This is a genomic window from Bacillus chungangensis (genome assembly GCF_030812995.1).
Lineage (GTDB): Bacteria > Bacillota > Bacilli > Bacillales > Bacillaceae_C > Bacillus_CF > Bacillus_CF chungangensis.
Genome location: NZ_JAUSTT010000011.1, coordinates 99071 through 119971, shown reverse-complemented (window position 1 = coordinate 119971; position 20901 = coordinate 99071). Strand labels below are relative to the sequence as shown.

The following is a 20901-nucleotide window of genomic DNA, read 5'->3' as shown; positions in this document are numbered from 1 at the left end:
GGCTATTTCTACGATAAAAAGAAAAGAATGGGTAATGGAAAACCCCTTGAAGAGAAGCAGCAAAAAAAGGAGGAGATTGTGATGCAACAATATGAAGCAGGAAAATACGATGTTATAGTCATCGGTGCTGGTCATGCAGGATGTGAAGCTGGGTTAGCTGCCGCTCGGATAGGTGTTAAAACATTGATAATTACTCTAAACCTTGACATGGTTGCCTTTATGCCTTGCAATCCATCTATAGGCGGACCAGCAAAAGGAGTTGTCGTCAGAGAAATTGATGCACTTGGCGGCGAAATGGGGAAAAATATCGATAAAACGCATATTCAAATGAGAATGCTAAACACTGGCAAAGGGCCAGCTGTCCAAGCATTGAGAGCGCAAGCAGATAAATTCCAATATCAACATGAAATGAAAAAAACACTAGAGAATGAACCAAATATTACGCTGCTGCAAGGAAAAGTCGATCAATTACTAGTTAAAGATGGGGTATGCTACGGAGTAGCGACCCATACAGGAGCTATTTATTATGCAAATACCGTTGTTCTTACGACCGGAACATTTTTGCGCGGTGAAATTATCCTTGGAGAATTAAAATATTCAAGCGGTCCGAATAATCAACAGCCATCTATTTCACTCTCAGAAAATCTTGAGGAACTAGGTTTTGAATTAGTTCGCTTTAAAACAGGTACACCGCCAAGAGTAAATGGCAATACTGTAGACTATAGCAAAACAGAGATACAACCTGGCGATGAGCATCCGCGGGCATTTAGCTATGAAACAACAACATTTATTACGGATCAGCTCCCATGTTGGCTGACATATACAAACGAAAAAACACATCGAATTATCGATGAAAATCTTCATCGCTCCCCAATGTTTTCTGGAGCGATCAAAGGAACTGGCGCCCGCTATTGTCCATCTATAGAAGATAAAGTGGTGCGCTTTAATGATAAACCGCGTCATCAAATCTTCCTTGAACCAGAAGGCCGGAATACGCAGGAAGTATATGTACAAGGACTGTCAACAAGCTTGCCAGAAGACATCCAACAGCAGCTTGTTGCAACAGTGCCAGGATTAGAGAATGCTCAAATGATGAGAGCAGGCTACGCCATTGAATATGATTCCTTCGTTCCAACACAGCTTTGGCCGACATTAGAAACAAAAAGAATCAAAAACCTATATTCTGCTGGACAAATCAATGGTACTTCTGGTTACGAAGAAGCAGCTTGCCAAGGATTATTAGCCGGCATTAATGCGGCAAGAAAAGTACAAGGCAAAGAGGGAATTATCCTCAGCCGCTCAGATGGCTATATTGGTGTCTTGATAGATGATTTAGTAACAAAAGGCACAAATGAGCCATATAGACTGTTAACTTCCCGAGCTGAATATCGTCTTTTGCTGCGGCATGATAATGCAGATTTGCGTTTGACGGAACTTGGATATGAGACAGGTCTTATTTCAGAGTCAAGATATCAATCATTTTTGCGGAAAAAAGCTGCTATTGCTGCGGAAATTAAACGCCTAAAATCAACAATCATTAAACCAAGTGAAACGGTGCAAGCCCTCATCCGCGAAGTTGGCGGCAGTGAATTAAAAGATGGAATCCGTGCATCTGATTTGCTAAAACGTCCAGAAATGAACTATAAACATATCCTGCAGCTCTTGCCTTTGGAAGAAGAGCTTCCTGCTGATGTGAAAGAACAAGTAGAAATTCAAGTGAAATATGAAGGATATATAGAAAAATCATTGCAACAAGTGGAAAAACTCAAAAAAATGGAAGACAAAAAAATTCCTGATAAAATAGATTATAACGCTATTCATGGCCTTGCAACGGAAGCGAAACAAAAACTTGACGCAGTTAGACCGCTGTCAATTGCTCAAGCTGCTCGTATTTCTGGAGTGAACCCTGCAGATATTTCCATTTTGCTTGTTTATATTGAGCAAGGACGAATTGCGAAAGTGTCTGGAAATGATGCATAGAAAGGGATTCAGCTAAATGAATATAGAACAATTTACAAAGCAGCTTGCTACGAAGCAAATTGAGCTTTCTTCGCAGCAGCTTGCTCAATTTGAAACTTATTATGAAATGTTGATCGAGTGGAACAACAAAATTAATTTAACTGCGATTACGGATAAAAAAGAAGTATACTTGAAGCACTTTTATGATTCTATATCTGCCGCTTTTTATATAGATGCTGCTAAGCCTTTGCAAATATGTGACGTCGGTGCTGGAGCTGGATTTCCAAGCATTCCTATGAAAATTTGTTTTCCGCATTTGCAGCTGACGATTGTCGATTCTTTACAGAAAAGAATCTTGTTTTTGAATGCATTAGCAGAGGCACTATCGTTAAAAAATGTTTCTTTTTTTCACGATCGAGCTGAAACATTTGCACAAAACGATGCACATCGAGAGCAGTATGATCTTGTTACAGCACGGGCTGTAGCCAGAATGTCAGTGCTTAGTGAACTTTGCCTTCCACTTGTAAAGAAAAACGGATCTTTTGTAGCGATGAAGGCCGCAAGTGCGAATGAAGAATTAGCAGCAGCTAAAAAAGCGATTGCCGTCTTAGGAGGAAAGGTTGATAGTATACATTCCTTTAAACTCCCTTTAGAAGAAAGTGAACGTAATATCATCGTCATTCGGAAAGTAAAGAATACGCCAAAAAAGTTTCCTCGTAAACCAGGAATACCGAATAAAACACCAATAGAGTAATCTCCATATACATGCTTACTATTGGAGATGAGAAGAAAATGCTGCCTGATTGCGCTTCTCTTACATAAGTGAAGCGCAATCGTTAAGCTATTATCAGAAAAAGAAATGGCTTTTCATTGCAGGAACTTGCTGCTAGAGAGAGAATAAGTATTAATATGGGGATTTCTTAAAGGGGGTGGAGGACGATGAAGCATCCTTTCTCTCGTTTTTTTGGCATAGGAGAAAAAGATAATCAAGTGGAGAAAGATATTGTGGAGGAACAAGGAGAAGCAGTTAAAAAAATCGAGATCTCACGTATTGTTCCGAATCGTTTTCAACCAAGAACTATTTTTAATCAAGAAAAAATTGATGAATTGGCCAGAACTATTCATACTCATGGAATTATACAACCTATTGTTGTTCGAGAAATAGACGAAGAACAATTTGAAATTATTGCAGGAGAACGACGTTTTCGTGCTATTCAACAGTTAGGCTGGGAGACCATTCCTGCAATTGTGAAAAACTTAAATGATACTGAAACGGCTTCGATTGCCCTAATCGAAAATTTGCAGCGGGAAGAATTATCACCAATTGAAGAAGCTGTAGCATATGCCAAGTTAATAGATTTACATCAATTAACACAAGAGGCTTTAGCACAGCGGCTTGGAAAGGGGCAGTCAACAGTAGCAAACAAACTTCGTCTTCTGAAACTTCCAGAAGAAATTCAAGAAGGCATGATACAAAAGAAAATTACCGAGCGCCATGCTCGATCGCTTATTCCACTAAAAGATCCACAATTGCAGATAAAGCTAATGAATGAGGTCATTGAAAAAAACCTCAATGTTAAGCAGACGGAAGAACAAGTTGTCAAGCTGCTAAATAAAACAAAAAGCAAGCCCCGACCCAAACGACGCGCTATTAGCAAAGATATGAGAATTGCTGTAAATACGATCAAGCAATCGTTAAACATGGTCTCTAACAGTGGAATTAAACTGGATACTGAAGAAGAGGATTTTGAAGATTTTTATCGAATAACGATTAAGATACCTAAAAAATGAACCTAAACCTCATATTAAATAAAAAAATGAGAAGCCAGCTAGCAGGTTTTCTCATTTTTTTTTGAGGTAAAAATCCCCTAAAATAGGAAGAAAATAAATTTTCATATAAAAAAACAAACCTAAGAGTCATTTTTTTGCTAAAATAGAATACATGATTGCAATTTAAAAGGAAGTTGAAAGTAGGTGACATGTTGGGAAAAATAATTTCCATTGCCAACCAAAAAGGAGGAGTCGGAAAAACGACTACTTCCGTCAATTTGGGTGCCTGCTTAGCTCATATTGGAAAAAAAGTATTGTTGGTAGATATTGACCCACAAGGCAATGCCACAAGCGGTGTTGGCATTGATAAGGGGGATGTCCAACACTGTATATATGATGTGCTTGTAGATGACACAGAACTAAAAGATGTCATTATCTCTACAAAGGTCGAGCATCTTCATGCAATTCCAGCTACAATCCAATTAGCGGGAGCGGAAATTGAGCTTGTTCCAACCATTTCTAGGGAAGTCCGTTTAAAAAGGGCATTAGATTCGGTGAAAAGTGATTATGATTATATTATTGTAGATTGTCCACCATCGCTAGGACTCTTAACAATCAATGCTTTAACTGCCTCTGACTCTGTACTAATCCCAGTTCAATGCGAATATTATGCATTAGAAGGATTAAGCCAACTTTTAAATACAGTACGATTGGTACAAAAGCATTTAAACAATACGCTCATGATTGAAGGAGTATTATTAACGATGCTGGATGCTCGTACAAATCTTGGTATTCAAGTGATAGAGGAAGTAAAAAAATATTTTCAAAACAAAGTCTTTCGAACCATTATTCCAAGAAATATTCGTTTAAGTGAGGCGCCAAGCCATGGAGAACCAATCATTGTATATGATCCTAAGTCACGAGGTGCAGAAGTGTATTTAGATTTAGCAAAGGAAGTGGCAGCCAATGGCTAAAGGTCTAGGTAAAGGAATAAACGCTTTGTTTGCGAATATCGATGTGGAAAGCGAAGAAACGATCCAAGAATTAAACATAAAAGAATTACGTCCAAACCCTTATCAACCACGTAAAGTATTCGATGAGGAATCAATCGAAGAATTAACAAAGTCTATTGAACAGCATGGTATCCTACAGCCAATAATCGTCAGAAAAAGTATTAAAGGATATGAGATCGTCGTTGGAGAAAGAAGATACCGAGCGGCAAAGGCTGCCAAATTAAAAACAATTCCTGTCGTTGTAAGAGAACTGGATGAGCAGCAAATGATGGAGCTTGCCGTCTTAGAAAACCTGCAAAGAGAGGACTTAACCCCTGTAGAAGAAGCGTTAGCATATCACATGTTAATGGAGCGATTGAAATTAACTCAAGAAGAACTAGCACAGAGGCTCGGAAAAAGCAGGCCGCATATCGCGAACCATCTTCGACTTCTATCTTTGCCAACAAATATCCAAGATATGATAACAGATGGGAAAATCTCCATGGGACATGGACGAGCATTGCTTGGCTTAAAACAAAAAGAAAAAATGAATGCAGTTGTCCAAAAAATAATAAAAGAAAGCTTAAATGTTCGCCAACTAGAAAAGTTAGTTCAGCAATTAAACAACAATGTTCCACGTGAAACAAAAAAGCCTAAGCAGGCGAAAGATATATTCATAAGAGAACGTGAGGATATACTTCGAGAGAAGTTTGGCACAACGGTTACAATAAAACAAACGAGCAACAAAGGAAAAATTGAAATCGAGTTCATGTCAAAGGACGATTTAGAAAGAATACTAGAAATAATCGATCATGGCAGTGTATGAGAAAACTAATTAAATTCAAAAATCAGGCAGGTAGAGTCATGAATCTACCTGCTTTATTTTTTGGTGCTGCTGCTTTTAGGATAAATGCTCTTTTTGATTTTTTAACATAGGTAAAACCGAATACTTTCGACGATAATCAATACTTGCCGCATGAATTCCGTCTGCGATTCTCTTTGCCATTTTCATGACAATATTAAGACGAGTATTTTGCAAAACCAAAAATTCCATAAAACCACTCATATTGACGATGCCAGTAATATGCATATCACCGACAAATGGCAATTCTTTTTTCACTCCAGCTCCCGGCTTAACTGGACCTTCCCCAATTTGAATAATACCAACATTTTTTAAGCGTCCAAGACAGGCATCAATAGCAATGATAAAAGGGTTTTCGTGTTCTTTTTCAATCAAAGCTAATTTATCTTTTAGGTTGACCGCATGTACAGGCTCTTCTAGCGTTCCATATATATGGAAGGAACAAATTTTCTTTTCTTCTAACATCATTCCAACTAGCGGGCCTAAAGCATCTCCAGTAGAGCGATCTGTACCAATGCAGACAAAAACAATTGGTCTGTTTTCTTCATGAGGGAGCATTTGTAATAAATATTCCGATAGCTTTCTTGCTATTTGTTTATCATGATAATCGATTCTGAACGGTGTGCATACTGGGTCATGAGAAGAACATTCTTTTTCCATATTCCATTCCTCCAATCCCTTCAATTCGTATTAAACAGTATACGGACAGATCAGATTTTCTATACATGTTTACGATCTATTATTTTTAATTTTCATTTTAAGTGCAAAAACAAGAACATTATTGATAAAATAGGAATTGATTGAGAAAAACTTATAAAAAAGTACGCTTAGATCGCGCTTTAGAATGGTACTTTTAATCAGTTGATTTAAGTCATCCTTCCAACACATAAAAACGAATTAGATTAACTCTCACAACTAAATTCTTAGATAAAGGACAAGATACAGTGAATGAAGACTACTTTCTGCATAGCTATTTTTATGGAGAAAGAATGGGAATCCGTTTATGATAGTAAAAACAGGAGGGGGCGGAATTGTTGCAAAAGGAATTTGATTTACATGACATTGTTGAAATGAAAAAACAACATCCATGTGGCACAAACCGTTGGAAAATTATTCGTATGGGAATGGATATTCGAATAAAATGTGAAGGATGTCAACATAGTGTCTTAATACCGAGGAAAGAATTTACTAGAAAGCTAAAGCGGGTTTTAGAGAAGCATGAGGAGTAAACTCATGCTGTTTTTTTATCCCATAACAAATGTCCTTAAATAAAGTACAGATTTTCAAGGATGCAGTTTTTTTTAGCTTGAGGGTCTCATTCTAATAAATAGAAATGCAATACTATTTACAAGGTTACATGAAACGAAGTACAAGTTGAGAAGAAATCTAGAAACCTGTGCTTCAATTTCGACATTTTATTAGCTCGGTAATCAAGGCGTCGCTTGTTTTTTTTATCTTTAAAATCTATAATGATCAATGGTCTATTATTTTTTAAAAGTGAAGTTTTGTTGTTTTTTTATGTATAGAAATGGCTAATTTTTAAGTAAAATTCAAAATGAAATAAGTGATGGCAACGGAGGGCTGTTAATATAAGCAGCCGAAGTTGGAGTGTACGCTTGTACCAAAATGCCTTTACATAGGGAGAAAATAGAAGGAGTGAATAGATAGATGGCTCTTACCGCTGGAATTGTAGGTTTGCCAAACGTTGGAAAGTCCACTTTATTTAATGCGATTACAAAAGCAGGTGCGGAATCAGCGAATTATCCTTTTTGTACGATTGATCCAAATGTTGGGATCGTAGAGGTTCCTGATCAGCGATTATTAAAATTAACAGAGCTAGTTGTTCCGAAAAAAACTGTTCCGACAGCATTTGAGTTTACAGATATTGCAGGAATTGTAAAGGGAGCAAGTAAAGGAGAAGGCTTAGGAAATAAATTTTTATCCCATATCCGTCAGGTAGATGCGATCTGTCATGTTGTACGCTGTTTTTCAGATGGGAATATTACTCATGTTTCTGGAAAAGTCGATCCAATAGATGATATAGAAACGATTAATCTTGAATTAATTCTGGCTGATCTTGAATCAGTAGACAAACGGATTGGCCGTGTAGAGAAAATGGCGAAACAGAAAGATAAAGCTGCAATGGCAGAATTTGAAGTACTGGCTAAATTAAAGGAAGCATTTGAGGCGGAGCAGCCTGCTCGTGCGATTTCATTCACAGAAGAACAAATGAAAATTGTAAAAGGACTACATTTGTTAACGAGCAAGCCAGTTTTATATGTAGCGAATGTGTCGGAAGAAGATGTTGTCGACCCATCAGCAAATGAATTTGTTCAGCAGGTGCGTGATTTCGCAGCAAAAGAACATGCAGAGGTTATTGTAGTTTGTGCGAAAATTGAAGAAGAAATCGCGGAACTAGACGATGATGAAAAAGCAATGTTTTTGGAAGAGCTGGGAATTGAAGAATCAGGTTTAGATCAATTGATTCGGGCGACTTATCGCTTGCTGGGACTTGCAACTTATTTTACGGCTGGAGTCCAAGAAGTGCGAGCTTGGACATTCCGTACAGGGATGAAAGCGCCACAATGTGCTGGCATCATTCATACTGACTTTGAACGAGGATTTATTCGGGCAGAAACAGTATCCTATGATGATTTAGTAGCAGCGGGATCAATGACTGCCGCCCGTGAAGCTGGAAAAGTCCGTTTAGAGGGCAAGGATTACTTAGTGCAGGACGGCGATGTTATCCATTTCCGTTTTAATGTTTAATAAACCCGGATAAGAATAAAGGAGTTAAAGGTAGGAAAACATCGTATAAAACTCGATAGATAGATGAATGAGACATTGCATCTTGACAATGATTATGCTATAATTACGACTTGTGAGTAATGAATAATTGCTCCTTGCTCTATTGCAGTATTTAATAGAGCCGCATAGTCCATAAGGAGGTGACGAAAAGATGAATAAGTACGAAATCATGTACATTATCCGCCCGAACATTGAAGAGGAAGCGAAAAAATCAGTAATCGAACGATTTGATAATGTTTTCACTTCTGAGGGAGCGGAAATCATCGAATCAAAAGACTGGGGTAAGCGTCGTCTTGCATATGAAATCGAAGACTTCCGTGATGGTTTTTACCGTCTCGTAACTCTAACATCTCAAAATGCTGAAGCGGTTCAAGAATTTGACCGTCTTGCTAAAATTAGCGACGATATCATCCGTCATATGGTTATTAAAGTAGAAGCTTAATGGATAGATAACGAATATTGTTTCACGTGAAACATGAAATGAAATGGAAGGGGTTGATTCTGATGATGAACCGTGTTGTATTAGTTGGCCGATTAACAAAAGATCCTGATTTGCGTTATACACCGAACGGAGTGCCTGTTGCCTCTTTTACACTTGCAGTAAATCGTACTTTTTCGAATCAGCAAGGTGAGAGAGAAGCAGACTTTATTAATTGTGTTGTATGGCGCAGGCCTGCTGAAAACGTAGCAAACTTTTTGAAAAAAGGAAGTATGGCAGGTGTTGATGGCCGGATTCAGACGCGTAATTATGAAGGACAAGATGGCAGACGTGTATATGTCACTGAAGTTGTAGCGGAAAGTGTTCAATTTCTAGAGCCAAGAAACGCTGCATCAGGTCGTGGTGAAGACTACCAACCATATGGAGATAGTCAGAGATCGCAAAATCCTCCATATAATCAACAACAGAATCAGCAGCAGAATCAACAAAGTTATACACGGATGGATGAAGATCCGTTTATGAAGGATGGCCAGCCAATCGATATTTCCGATGATGATTTGCCATTCTAATGACCCGAAATGCTTCATGTACGTGATTGCTAAGGAAGCGATGCAGCATCACTGTCATTACATACAGTGTATGAGTCGCCATTCTATGTAACTTTTTATACAAAATGAATAAAGAAAGGAGGAGAATTTCATGGCTGGTGGACGAAGAGGTGGTCGTAAACGCCGTAAAGTGTGTTATTTCACAGCAAATGGCATTACACATATTGACTATAAAGATGTAGATCTTTTGAAAAAATTCATCTCTGAACGTGGGAAAATTCTTCCTCGTCGAGTAACAGGAACAAGTGCAAAATATCAACGTAAATTGACAGTGGCAATTAAACGTGCTCGTCAAATGGCACTTTTACCTTTCGTTTCTGGTGAATAATATAGTCTAAAGGACAATTTCTATACCTTTAAAAAAACATCCACTAAGAGTATAAATCTTAGTGGATGTTTTTTTTTGGAAAATATTAAGAAAGAAAATTTTCTCTATTACAATAGAAGTAATGATGTTCTTCGATTTCTTCTACATTGTTCACGCTGCTGTTATGCGTTTGCATCTTCACACAAACCCGCCTATGAAACGATCTTTCTTCAGTTGTTAGAACGAGTAATCAGACTATTATTTACTCTAGATAGATAAAAAAACAGTTATATGATTCTATCATGACATTAGTAAAAAACGTAGTTTTAATACTGCTTTTTTATTGTTTATGCAGTGGATAAAATCACCTATATTGGGGGAATTTAAAAGCGTAGCACTTAGGATTTTTTAAATCATTAGGAGGAGAAAATGGATAGTGTCATCATATCTCGTTCATTGTTTGGATCATCGTTAGCATTTCATATTATATTCGCTACATTAGGGGTCGGTATTCCTTTTATGATTCTGATTGTAGAGATACTTAGAAAAATAACAGGTGATGAGGATTATGGCGTGATGGCAAAGCGTTGGACAAAAGGCTTTGCCGTCCTTTTAGGTGTGGCAATTCCATCCGGAACAATCGTTGGGGTGCAGATGAATTTACTCTGGCCTGGGTTTATGGAATTGGTCGGACAAACCATTGCTTTGCCGTTTCAAATTGAGATCTATGCATTTTTTCTTGAAGCGATCTTTATGTCTATTTATGTGTATGCTGCCGATCGTTTATCGCCGAATATTCGTATCATTACTGTTTTCTTTGTTGCGTTGGGGGCAAGTGCCTCAGCAGTATTAATTACCGCTGCCAATACATTTATGAACACACCTGCTGGCTTCACTTATGAAAATGGAGAGATTATTGATGTCGATCCATGGGCTGCTTTTTTCAATCCAAGCTATGTTACTTCAGCTATACATGTACTATTATCAGCCCTCATGACAGGTGCATTTGCGATTACGTCTGTGGCAGCATATAAATTACTAAAAACGAGGAACAAGCCTCGTGAAGCAATTTTTCATCATAAGGCTTTTATATTATCGTTAATTATCGGCGGCATCATGTCAGTAGGAACCGCTGTTAATGGCCATCAGGCAGCACAGGAGCTTCACCAATATCAGCCTGAAAAATTGGCGGCAGCAGAAGGTTTATTTGAATCACAAACGAACGCGCCACTCGTTTTAGGAGGCTTTGCGGACCCAAAAACACACACTGTGAAGTACGGAATCGAAATTCCTGGAATGCTAAGCTTACTTGCCGGCAATTCATTTGATGAATATGTGAGAGGACTGTATGAATTTCCAGAAGAAAATTGGCCGCCTTTATATACACATACGTTATTTAATATAATGGTCGGAATTGGAACTTTTTTAATTTTTCTAGTTGGATTTGTATTTGTCGTTTATTTTGTTCGAAAAAAGAAAGGCTTGCCGCGTTGGCTTTTTCGACTTTTAGTGCTAGTTGGCCCATTGTCAATGCTCGGCATTGAAGCAGGGTGGGTGTTTAGCTGCAGCGGCCGTCAGCCTTGGACTGTGTATCATATCCAAAGAGTAGAGGATGCGGCAACGGCTTCTGCAAATACAATGCTCTTAGTATTATTTCTCTCCCTCTACCTCTTATTGGCGATCATTGTCGTCATTGTCTTACTGGCATATTTTAAACGAAAACCATTAGCAAACGATCTAAATAACGTAAAAAGAAAGGGCTTGGAAACATGACAAATACATTCATTGCGACGACATTATTATGGGTCTTTATATATGTGTACGCCATTCTTGGTTCCATTGACTTTGGTGCAGGTTTTTGGGCAATGGTGTTTGAAACAAGAAAAAAAACGAAAGCAGGCTTGTTAGCCAATCGCTTTCTTTCGCCATCATGGGAGGTTACGAATGTTTTTCTCGTACTTCTCGTGATTTCCGTCTTTAGTTTTTTTCCGAGTGCCGCCTATACGCTTGGAACTGTCCTTCTAATTCCAGGAAGCCTCATTTTGATTTTTTTAACGCTGCGGAGCGCTTTTATGGTGTTTTCATTTACAACAGAAAGCTATCGAACAACGTTAAAATATATTTCTGGCATATCTGGACTTTTAGTTCCCGCTCTGTTAGTCAGCGTCCTTCCAATTACTTCTGGAGGTTTTATTGAAATAATCAATGGACAGGAGCAATTACTGTTAGGAAAGTTGTTTCGGAGTCCATCAGAATATACTTATTTGGCATTTGGCCTTTCTAGCCAACTTTTTTTATCGGCTTTATTTTTATCTGATTACGCACGTGAAGCACTAGAGGAAGCTGCGTATCGCACTTATCGATCACTAGCGATTTGGCTTGGACCGATGACGCTCGCAGCAGCGGTATTAACCGTTATTTTTATGGAGCCTGAAGCTCAATGGCTAAAGGTTAATATAATGGAACAGCGCGGTTGGTTTAGTTTGTCAGTGGCTGCTTTTATCATTGGATATAGTGCATTATGGTGGCCTGCAAAGCAGAAAACTCATTCAAAAGGAAGACCAAGAATAGCAGTATTAGGGATTGTGGCTCAATACGGTCTTGCCACCTTCGCTTATGCATCTGCTCATTGGCCTTATATCGTTTATCCGATGATTTCAATAGAGGAAAGCATTACGAACTCCCCGATGCTGCAAGCCCTGCTTATTTCCTTTATCGTTGGTTCCCTTTTGCTGCTGCCTTTCTTTATCTATTTTTGGCGTTTATTTATGAAAGATCGTTCTTATTTGAGACAAAAATAATCATGCACTCTTTTTTTAAAAAATTAGTACCAAGTACTAATACTTGATGTTATAATTAACTAAAAAGGAGTGGCCATATGGATTTTGCAACGAAATCGAGAGCACAGATTACAGCGATTGGCGCTTATGTTCCAAGACGGGTGTTGACAAATGCCGATTTAGCAAAATTAGTTGAAACAAATAACGAATGGATTGTACAAAGAACAGGTATAAGAGAAAGACGAGTAGCAGATAAAAAAGAATATACGTCTCATTTATGTATAAAAGCTGTGGAAAATCTTGTACGGACCTATAAGAAACGAGTCGACGATGTTGATCTGATCATTGTGGCAACGACTACGGCCGATTATCCGTTTCCAAGTACAGCTGCTCAAGTGCAAAAAGCATTTCACATGAAACAGACTGGTGCAATCGATGTAAATGCCACCTGTGCTGGATTCGCTTATGGCTTGCATCTAGCGAATGGCATGATCACTGCAGGATTGCACAAGAAAGTGTTAGTCATTGGCGGGGAAACACTATCAAAAGCAACCGATTATACGGATCGTTCTACATGTATTCTATTCGGGGATGGTGCTGGTGCCGTACTCATCGAGAAGGATGACGAAAACCCAGGTTTTCTCGCTTCTTTACTCGGAACAAATGGGGAAGGCGGTATACACCTTTATCGGGCAGGAGTCGCAGATGAAATGGATGGAGAGAAGCTTCGCGGCAATGGCTTCATTGTCCAAAATGGCCGGGAAGTATATAAGTGGGCAGTCCGTACCGTTTCAAGCGGCATCCAGACGGTATTAAATAAAGCAAACATGACGACTGCAAATATCGATTGGTTTGCCCCCCATAGCGTTAATTTAAGAATGATTGAATCCATCTGTGAAAAAGCAAGGATGCCATTAGAGCGAACATTAACGAGTGTGGAATACTTTGGAAACACTTCATCCGCATCCATCCCACTGTCGCTTTATCTTGGCGTGAAAGAAAAGAAGCTAGAACAAGGAGATACAGTATTGATTTATGGATTTGGCGGCGGGCTGACACACGCTGGACTTATAGTGAGATGGGGCGTGCCAGCTATAAAGTAAATTAGTCTAGCATAAGAAAGGGGAGGAAACAGATGTATCATGTTGCGGCTTATCTGTTAAAATTTCTGCTTAGTTTATTTGGAAGATTACAAGTGGAGCAGAAGGAAAAACTGCCAGCGAACGGCGGCTTTGTGATTGCATGTACCCATATAGGCTGGGTAGATGTACTTTGGCTAGGAATTGCGATTTTACCAATGAAAATTCACTATATGGCAAAAAAAGAACTCTTTCAGAAACGATGGTCTAAATGGCTAATGGGAAAACTAAATGCCTTTCCAGTTGATCGTGAAAATCCAGGGCCAAGTTCGTTAAAAATTCCTCGCAAACTATTAAATGAAGGCAAAATCGTTGGTATTTTTCCAAGCGGCACAAGAACCAGTGAAGAAGCGCCGTTAAAAAGAGGAGCAGTAACAATCGCTTGCAGCTCAAATGTACCATTAGTGCCAGCGGTATATATTGGACCAAGTAATTTTCGGGAACTTTTGCAAAGAAAAAAGCCCCGTCTTATTTTCGGAGATCCAATCTTGCTCAAAGATGACGAACAGCCAAAGAAAATTCAAATTCAACAAATGATGGACGAGCTGAATGGGCAGCTAAATACAATACAAATAAATACTAAAAAAGAGCTTCATTAAAATGTTGAGAAGGAGACTGCTTCATGAATGGAGCAGTCTCTTACTCTTATTATATAGGGATGTAAACTTTCACAAGAAAACGATACACTAAGGAATGAGTTATCAACCATAAGCCTCCAAGATAAAACTCATTCTTTCCGGAAGCTGAAGTGGATGCTTTCAACGGAAGTTAGTGGTATACATGATTTTACGGATAGTGTCGCCATAGTCCCAAAGAGCTGCTCGACATGGTCAAAGTTTCTCGTCCATACGTCAATGGTTCCTGGATTGGATAGGCCGTCCATTGTTGTTTGAAGGATTCAAAGGCAACTCTGGCAAGCCTTCATGCTTGAAGCACTGTATACCTTTCTTAATCGAAAAAGAAAGGTATCTTGAACGGTAGCACACGCTTTTTTGTAGTTGGCCATCTATCAAATTATCATATTATAAATCTAATGCTTGGTGTGAACATCCTCTATATAGTCGAGTGAATTTTAGTGAGATTATTGCTTACATATTCATGATAAAAGTACCTATGAGTAGGTGCTTTTTTTATAGAGAAAGTGCAAGGTTCCGCTAAAGTAATAGAGTAGCGTTTTGGGAAATATATGTAATTCACCACGCTACTCTATAAGTTTTTATGTTGGGAATTAATCAAAGATAACGTCTAAATCAGTGTTACCATCAATAGTACTATCTGCACTCCAAATTCCTGTAACCTTGTCTGCTACCCAGTCACCTACTTTAGCGCCTGCAGCAGATGCAGCCCCTGTAACGAAAGCTGTTACCACTATAGCAGGTACAGCATTTGGTTCAACTGATTCAGTTGCCTGTCCTACTAAGTTTTCTTTCGATGGTACTACAACATTACTAGAAGCCCCAGCAGTAGAAACACCGGTTGCCGTCAGTAAAGTACCTGCAAAAATGAATGCCATAAGTTTTTTCCTAACCATTTTCTCACCACCTTTTTCTTAATAATTACATCATAAGCAATAATTGCTAATTGTCAATAAAAAAATCCAAAATTGGATCTTTTCTCACAATTCTCACAAAACACTTTACATTTACAAGTAGTACAGGTAAAATTAGTAATGTTTATATTTTCTAAGTAACCAATAAATGTTTTTGTAGTTAATGAGTGGGAGGTAGTTAACTTGTCCAAGTACGCCAAAGTTTTGCTAATATTTTTTATTAGTACATTTATGATTTTTCATTTCTCTATGATTTTTTTACAAACAGGGCCAAAAAATCCATTATCAATTTATTTAAGAGATCTTTCAAAAGGTTATACAGAACCATTATTTGTGCAAACTTGGAATTTGTTCGCACCTGATCCTGTTCAAATGACAACAAATGTTTTAATACAATACAGAACAGAATCGGGGGAAATCTCAGACTGGTATAATATAACATCGCCAATTAATCAAGCCAATAGAGATAATATTATAAGTGCTTATAATAAAGCGGCACGAATAACTTCAGGAGTTTATTATGGAATCTTCAATATGGATGAAGTTGTTAGGTCATATAAAGATAAAACAACTGAAGAAGAATTTGACAAAAATGTAGATACCGAATTGATTGAACAGGGTAAATCGAAACAAATTGATATTTTGTATCGATTTGCATTTTCAGCTGTTCCAATAATAACGGATAAAGATGTAAAAGATGTTAGGGTACGAATTATGAATGTAAATAGTGTACCTTTTTCTGAAAGATATAATGAAGATTACGAGAACACTAGAGAGTACATAGATTTTGATTGGAAAAAGTACAAGTGGGTAGAAGGGTATTTATAAAAGTGAAGGGAAGTATAAAAAATGTTTGGGAAATTTTATAAGTGGTTACAAGAACCTCACTATTTAATCGGAGCAAGCGTACTTAGAATATTATTGGGATGTATTATTCTATACACATATATTGTTAATTACCCTCTACGGCACTTCTTTTGGGGGAATACGGGCATAATAGATAATCAAACATATAGTGAAATGAACCGAATTTTCTTCTCTGTTTATGGTTGGACTGATAGTGTTATTATCTTTGAAATTACTTACCATCTAGGAATATTAATTACTCTATTATTTACAATTGGTATGGGTGGGAAAATTGTTCAAATTTTTAATTATATTTTTACTTTATCTCTTTTTAATCGTAACGGCCTAATTAGTGATGGTGGAGAAAATTTATTATACCTTGTATTGTTTTACATGTTGTTTATGAACGTCACTGCATATTTTACATGGAGTAAAAAAACAAATAAAGCTAAATTATTAGAAAAGTTTAGAATAAAGCATAAAGACTATATAAGCATTTTTCATAATTTTGGATTTATATTTATTATTGTTCAACTGTGTACTATGTATTTGCTATCAGGATTATATCAAGTAATGGGCGAAAGATGGAATAGTGGTACAGCTGTATATTACATACTTCAAGTCGAGCAATATTCTTTAAACATTATTCCGGAATTTCTTTTAAATAATTCAATATTTATTGTATTAGCAACATATGCTTCCATTCTTATAAAGATAGCGTTCCCTTTTGCTATATTTAATAAATACACAAAATACATAGTAATAATGGGAATTATTGGTTTCCATTTAGGTATATTAGTAGAAATGGGATTGGTAACTTTTTCCCTAACTATGATTGCAGTGGATTCACTTTTAATTACGGATAAAGAATATAGATATATAGCATTAAAAATTAAAAAGTCTATTGGGAAGTTTGGAGGAAAACGATACGAAAGGAAGTCAGCATGAGTACAAATAAAATTAAATTTGAATATAAAAATAAAAGTAATGATTTAGTGAAGGTTTGGTTGTCTACAGCCCCCAATACAAGCCAGATTCAATTTAATCTTTCACCTGTTATAGAAAAGGACGACTCCTATCTTGGAAAAATCTATTATTTTGAAATTCCTAAAAAGAAAAAGCTTATTTACAAGGCAAAATATACTTACAGCTGTATGGATAAGATAACTGAAAGGGAGAAAGAATATTTTTTGAGGGATTGTAAATTAATTCCTGTTAATGAGTCAACCATAAAAAAGGCTAAAGATATTACAACAGGTATTCAAGATGAAATTGAAAAAGCTAAAGCGATATTTTTATATATTGTTAAGAATTATAAATATACATCTCGAATAAAAGAAAGAGGATTCAATGCTTGTACGACTAACAAAAAAGGCGATTGTGGTGAATTATCTGCTGTTTTTGCTTCTTATTGTAGATCATTGGGTATCCCTTGTAGGGTGATGGTCGGAGCATTTCGAGGGAGAAGTAAACATCATGCTTGGAACGAGGCCTATTTTGAGGGAATTGGATGGATACCAATTGATGTATCAATTGCAATGTTTAAATTTTTCCGTATGCCATTAGCCAATATCGGTACTACAATAAATGTGGGAGCACTTAGAAATAAAGAAAGATATTTTGGAGAAGTCGAAAGTGGAAGGGTTGTATTTTCAATAGATCCAGAAAGGGAACTGACCCCTTTCTATGATGATATAAAGAGTCCAGTAGATGATATGACATTCTCTGTAGGAGATAAAAACCTATCTTGGGGTTATCAGAGTTTAGATGGTAAAGCACCATACATGCAGCCTATCTATCCTCAATTAAATCAAACATATAAAAAAATAAAAATTCAAGATGTTGTTGGAAGTTTTAATAATAACCCAAATAATATCGTTGATCATTATTCGTTAAGAATGAAGATTAACTCATTTTTAATCGCAGCTGTACTTGTATACTTTTCGATCATAACTAGTTTATTCAATGTAGAAGTACATCATGTAGTAGAAATGTTGGTACAGGGTGCTTATAGTGTGTTACTTGGTATTTTTGGTGTATTGTCCTTAATTCGAAGAGAATATAATGCTCCGATTCTAATATTATCTTTACTCTTTTCATTAAGTTTATTTGGATTTGTATATCAGTTAATAAAGATTGCAATTGCGTAAAACCTTCAAATTAAAAAGGAGGGAATAGAATATGGAGATATTGATTTATGATGGTGAATGTAATATGTGCAGCCGATTTATTAGATTTATTTCAAAAGTAAACAAGAATCCTAACTTGCATATAACTGATTTTAATAGTAATTGGACAAATAAAAATGTTAAGCTAGACCCTAATGTGGATAGCATGATCTTTATAAAGAAAAATAAAAAATATATATATTCTGATTCAATAATTGAATTATTATCTAGTACAAATAGGATTTTTATTCCTTTAAAAATAGCAAAAATAATCCCAAAATCATGTAGAGATAGAGGGTATAAATTTTTAGCTAAAAATAGAAGGAAAATGATGAATAACAATGCATGTCCGTTACCTACAGATAAATTAAAGAGCATGTATCTTGAATAACTTAGATATCCATAATCAATATCTTATATTAATATTAGAAGCCTTCTATATTTATTAAGTAAACATTTTATTTGTAATTTTTAGGTTTGTCAAATAAAGTGTGTAAGTCCACTTTACTCAAGGTATTTTAAAATCCTATCTTTCAGCTTATCATGAAGGAGCAGTTGGTTCCTGACAATAGCCCAGTTTTGGATACGACCGCCATCCCACTTTGTTTCCAGTTCCTTAATGCACAAATACAATACTTTTAACAGGGTATTCTCATTGGGGAATGCTCCTTTTTTGGTCACTCTCCTGAAGCTGGAGTGGATGCTCTCAACGGCATTAGTGGCATACATGATTTTACGGATAGCGTTGCCATAGTCAAAGAGTTGCTCGACATGGTCAAAGTTTCTCGTCCATACGTCAATGGCTCCTAGATAGGCCGTCCATTGTTGTTTGAAGGATTCAAAGGCACGCTGGCAAGCCCTTCAGGCTTGGAGCACTGTATACCTTTCTTACTGCCTGCGTGAATGCTTTATAATCCTTGCTTGGTACGTATTTGATGAAATGACGGATCAAATGGACGATGCAGCGCTGCACGATGACTTAAGGAAAAATAGCCTTGATATCTTCCTCTAATCCACTGACTCCATCCATTGAGAGAAAGAAGATGTTTCCACGCCTCGTGCCTTAATTTCATCAAGATCTGTATCCATTTATGCTTGCTTTCCGTCTCGTTCAGCCAAAGACCAAGAATTTCCTTCTTGCCTTCCATGGTATATCCAAAATCGTATAAACAACATATTTCTTTGTTTCATACTGATTCCGGATGGTTGTAAACATCTACAAAGATAAACGCATAGCAGTTGCTTAACGGACCCGTTTGCCAAATTCATCAGCAATCTCCTCCAAAAAAAGAGTCAATACAGGCAAGTACACAGACGATTTATCCAAGTTTTAAGTCGTTATAGAGTGAAACCCTTACCAATAGGAATAATAATAACGTCCTTTCCATAACATTTAATCATGCTTCATAGCATTTCCTTATATATGGAAAATAATAAATGATTCCTTCTTTCTTATTCATGATAAGGGTACACATTGTTTAACAAAAACAGAAAAACAATCAGTTAGCCAAGATTGAATATAACTTCTTAAGTTGAATGCAGATTCCATCATCGTTAAAATAGAATCATGAAGAATGAAGTTTATATGAGAGGTGAAGCTGTGAAAAATAGCAAAGCAATAACAGAAGGCGCATTGATGCTCGCTATTTTTATGACAATGATTGTCATTTCTGTTTATATTCCATTTATTTATATCATCGTTCATCTTCTCCTGCCATTGCCAATATTAATCTATAGTGTGAAGCATTCCAGTAAAGCTTCGCTTCTGTTAGTAGTTGCAAGTATTTTAGCGACTGCCTTTATAGGATTATGGGCTTTTATCCCGGTCACATTGGCGTATAGTGCAGCAGGTTTTGCGATGGGCATTTGTATCAAGAAAGGCAAAAGTAATATCCAGCTATACATATCCATTAGCTTAATCTTTTTAATGAATATTATCTTGCTATATGTTACATCAAATGTCATTTTCAAAATCGATATCTTAGAAGGTGCAATGAATACTTTTCAAGCATCATTTGAACAATCAGTCGAAATGTTGGAATCAATGGGACAGACAATGGATGGAACACTGCAAGATAATGTAAATCATATGTTTTCCCTCATCCAGACATTGACGCCAAGTTTAATGGTTTGCTTCGCTTTTTTAAGTGCACTGCCAGTTGTGCTAGTCAATCTGCCTATCGCTAAGCGTTTAGGAATGAAAGTAAGGAAATGGGAGCCTTTTCGAAATTGGTGTCTACCAAAAAGCTTATTGTGGTATTATTTAATTACCCTTCTTATATCACTTCTTTTTAAAATGGAGGAAGGGACATATTTGTTCACAGCCTTAGTGAATATTTCCTTTGTTTTACAATTATTGATGTTTATTCAAGGCATTTCATTTATTTATTTCTATAGCAATTGGAAAAAGTGGTCGAAAACAATCCCAATTATTGCAACATTACTATCTATGTTGTTATTTCCATTTATAAGGATTTTAGGGATCATTGACTTAGGATTTGATTTACGGCAGCGTCTTGGAAAAAATCGTTAATGGTCGATATTCAAAAAGAGTTGGTATCAGGACGCCAAGTTTAAAAGGTCTGATGTGGAGCCCAGTTAAGCAAAGGGTATGTACGCTGCATCATCACAAAATCACAAAATGTAGAACCAACTAAAAGGGGAATTGGCACAT

General features: G+C 36.8%; 21 protein-coding genes and 2 pseudogenes. 19 read left to right on the top strand and 4 right to left on the bottom strand.

Going from position 1 to position 20901, the window contains the following annotated elements:
- Positions 1–81 precede the first annotated feature (81 nt).
- From mnmG to J2S08_RS10675, 5 genes are all read left to right on the top strand, one after another.
- Positions 82–1980, top strand: coding sequence for a tRNA uridine-5-carboxymethylaminomethyl(34) synthesis enzyme MnmG (mnmG, locus tag J2S08_RS10695; RefSeq protein ID WP_307229356.1), 1899 nt, complete (start codon positions 82–84; stop codon positions 1978–1980).
- A gap of 16 nt (positions 1981–1996) precedes the next feature.
- A complete protein-coding gene (gene rsmG / locus J2S08_RS10690; protein WP_307229354.1) occupies positions 1997–2713 on the top strand; it encodes a 16S rRNA (guanine(527)-N(7))-methyltransferase RsmG in 717 nt (238 codons plus the stop codon).
- A gap of 185 nt (positions 2714–2898) precedes the next feature.
- Positions 2899–3750, top strand: coding sequence for a nucleoid occlusion protein (gene noc / locus J2S08_RS10685; protein ID WP_307229352.1), 852 nt, complete (start codon positions 2899–2901; stop codon positions 3748–3750).
- Positions 3751–3941: 191 nt separating this feature from the next.
- Positions 3942–4703, top strand: coding sequence for a ParA family protein (locus tag J2S08_RS10680; protein WP_307229351.1), 762 nt, complete (start codon positions 3942–3944; stop codon positions 4701–4703).
- Positions 4696–5547, top strand: a complete 852-nt coding sequence (locus J2S08_RS10675; RefSeq protein WP_307229349.1) for a ParB/RepB/Spo0J family partition protein — start codon at positions 4696–4698, stop codon at positions 5545–5547. Before J2S08_RS10680 ends, J2S08_RS10675 begins: the two co-directional genes overlap by 8 nt.
- Positions 5548–5622: 75 nt before the next feature.
- Here the strand turns inward: J2S08_RS10675 and yyaC are convergent, their stop codons facing one another.
- Entirely contained in the window at positions 5623–6243 is a 621-nt protein-coding gene (yyaC, locus tag J2S08_RS10670; protein ID WP_307229347.1) for a spore protease YyaC, read from the bottom strand.
- Positions 6244–6614: 371 nt separating this feature from the next.
- Between yyaC and J2S08_RS10665 the strand changes: the two genes are divergently transcribed.
- The 9 genes from J2S08_RS10665 to J2S08_RS10625 all read left to right on the top strand — a co-directional run bounded on the left by J2S08_RS10665 (position 6615) and on the right by J2S08_RS10625 (position 14263).
- A complete protein-coding gene (locus J2S08_RS10665; RefSeq protein ID WP_307229345.1) occupies positions 6615–6812 on the top strand; it encodes a DUF951 domain-containing protein in 198 nt (65 codons plus the stop codon).
- A gap of 439 nt (positions 6813–7251) precedes the next feature.
- Positions 7252–8352, top strand: coding sequence for a redox-regulated ATPase YchF (gene ychF / locus J2S08_RS10660; RefSeq protein ID WP_307229343.1), 1101 nt, complete (start codon positions 7252–7254; stop codon positions 8350–8352).
- A gap of 190 nt (positions 8353–8542) precedes the next feature.
- Positions 8543–8833, top strand: a complete 291-nt coding sequence (gene rpsF / locus J2S08_RS10655; protein ID WP_307229341.1) for a 30S ribosomal protein S6 — start codon at positions 8543–8545, stop codon at positions 8831–8833.
- A gap of 62 nt (positions 8834–8895) precedes the next feature.
- Positions 8896–9399, top strand: a complete 504-nt coding sequence (gene ssb / locus J2S08_RS10650) for a single-stranded DNA-binding protein (RefSeq protein ID WP_307229340.1) — start codon at positions 8896–8898, stop codon at positions 9397–9399.
- Positions 9400–9529: 130 nt separating this feature from the next.
- Entirely contained in the window at positions 9530–9766 is a 237-nt protein-coding gene (gene rpsR / locus J2S08_RS10645) for a 30S ribosomal protein S18 (protein ID WP_307229338.1), read from the top strand.
- 408 nt (positions 9767–10174) lie between these two features.
- A complete protein-coding gene (locus tag J2S08_RS10640; protein ID WP_307229336.1) occupies positions 10175–11518 on the top strand; it encodes a cytochrome ubiquinol oxidase subunit I in 1344 nt (447 codons plus the stop codon).
- On the top strand, positions 11515–12546 hold the full coding sequence (locus J2S08_RS10635; RefSeq protein WP_307229334.1) for a cytochrome d ubiquinol oxidase subunit II: 1032 nt from the start codon (positions 11515–11517) through the stop codon (positions 12544–12546). Before J2S08_RS10640 ends, J2S08_RS10635 begins: the two co-directional genes overlap by 4 nt.
- A gap of 77 nt (positions 12547–12623) precedes the next feature.
- A complete protein-coding gene (locus J2S08_RS10630; protein WP_307229332.1) occupies positions 12624–13628 on the top strand; it encodes a ketoacyl-ACP synthase III in 1005 nt (334 codons plus the stop codon).
- A gap of 32 nt (positions 13629–13660) precedes the next feature.
- Complete coding sequence (locus J2S08_RS10625) at positions 13661–14263, top strand: lysophospholipid acyltransferase family protein (protein ID WP_307229330.1); 603 nt, start codon at positions 13661–13663, stop codon at positions 14261–14263.
- 134 nt (positions 14264–14397) lie between these two features.
- Here J2S08_RS10625 and J2S08_RS10620 read toward each other — a convergent pair.
- Positions 14398–14628, bottom strand: a pseudogene (locus J2S08_RS10620) (transposase); the annotation flags it as partial.
- 264 nt (positions 14629–14892) lie between these two features.
- Complete coding sequence (locus J2S08_RS10615) at positions 14893–15195, bottom strand: hypothetical protein (protein ID WP_307229328.1); 303 nt, start codon at positions 15193–15195, stop codon at positions 14893–14895.
- A 201-nt stretch (positions 15196–15396) separates the two neighbouring features.
- On the opposite strand from J2S08_RS10615, the gene J2S08_RS10610 reads away from it, so the two are divergent.
- From J2S08_RS10610 to J2S08_RS10595, 4 genes are read left to right on the top strand one after another with little or no spacing between them, the layout of a single operon-like run.
- Positions 15397–16041, top strand: coding sequence for a DUF5819 family protein (locus J2S08_RS10610; protein ID WP_307229326.1), 645 nt, complete (start codon positions 15397–15399; stop codon positions 16039–16041).
- Between the two features lie 21 nt (positions 16042–16062).
- Positions 16063–17007 (top strand): HTTM domain-containing protein, encoded by a 945-nt coding sequence (locus J2S08_RS10605; RefSeq protein WP_307229324.1) that lies wholly within the window; start codon positions 16063–16065, stop codon positions 17005–17007.
- A complete protein-coding gene (locus tag J2S08_RS10600; RefSeq protein ID WP_307229323.1) occupies positions 17004–18209 on the top strand; it encodes a transglutaminase-like domain-containing protein in 1206 nt (401 codons plus the stop codon). The genes J2S08_RS10605 and J2S08_RS10600 overlap by 4 nt, the downstream gene beginning before the upstream one ends.
- Before the next feature lie 31 nt (positions 18210–18240).
- Entirely contained in the window at positions 18241–18618 is a 378-nt protein-coding gene (locus J2S08_RS10595) for a thiol-disulfide oxidoreductase DCC family protein (RefSeq protein WP_307229321.1), read from the top strand.
- A gap of 113 nt (positions 18619–18731) precedes the next feature.
- On the opposite strand, the pseudogene J2S08_RS10590 reads toward J2S08_RS10595, so the two are convergent.
- Positions 18732–19489: pseudogene (locus J2S08_RS10590) on the bottom strand (IS256 family transposase); the annotation flags it as partial.
- A gap of 338 nt (positions 19490–19827) precedes the next feature.
- Here J2S08_RS10590 and J2S08_RS10585 point away from each other — a divergent pair.
- Complete coding sequence (locus tag J2S08_RS10585) at positions 19828–20760, top strand: YybS family protein (RefSeq protein ID WP_307229319.1); 933 nt, start codon at positions 19828–19830, stop codon at positions 20758–20760.
- The last annotated feature ends 141 nt before the right edge of the window (positions 20761–20901 follow it).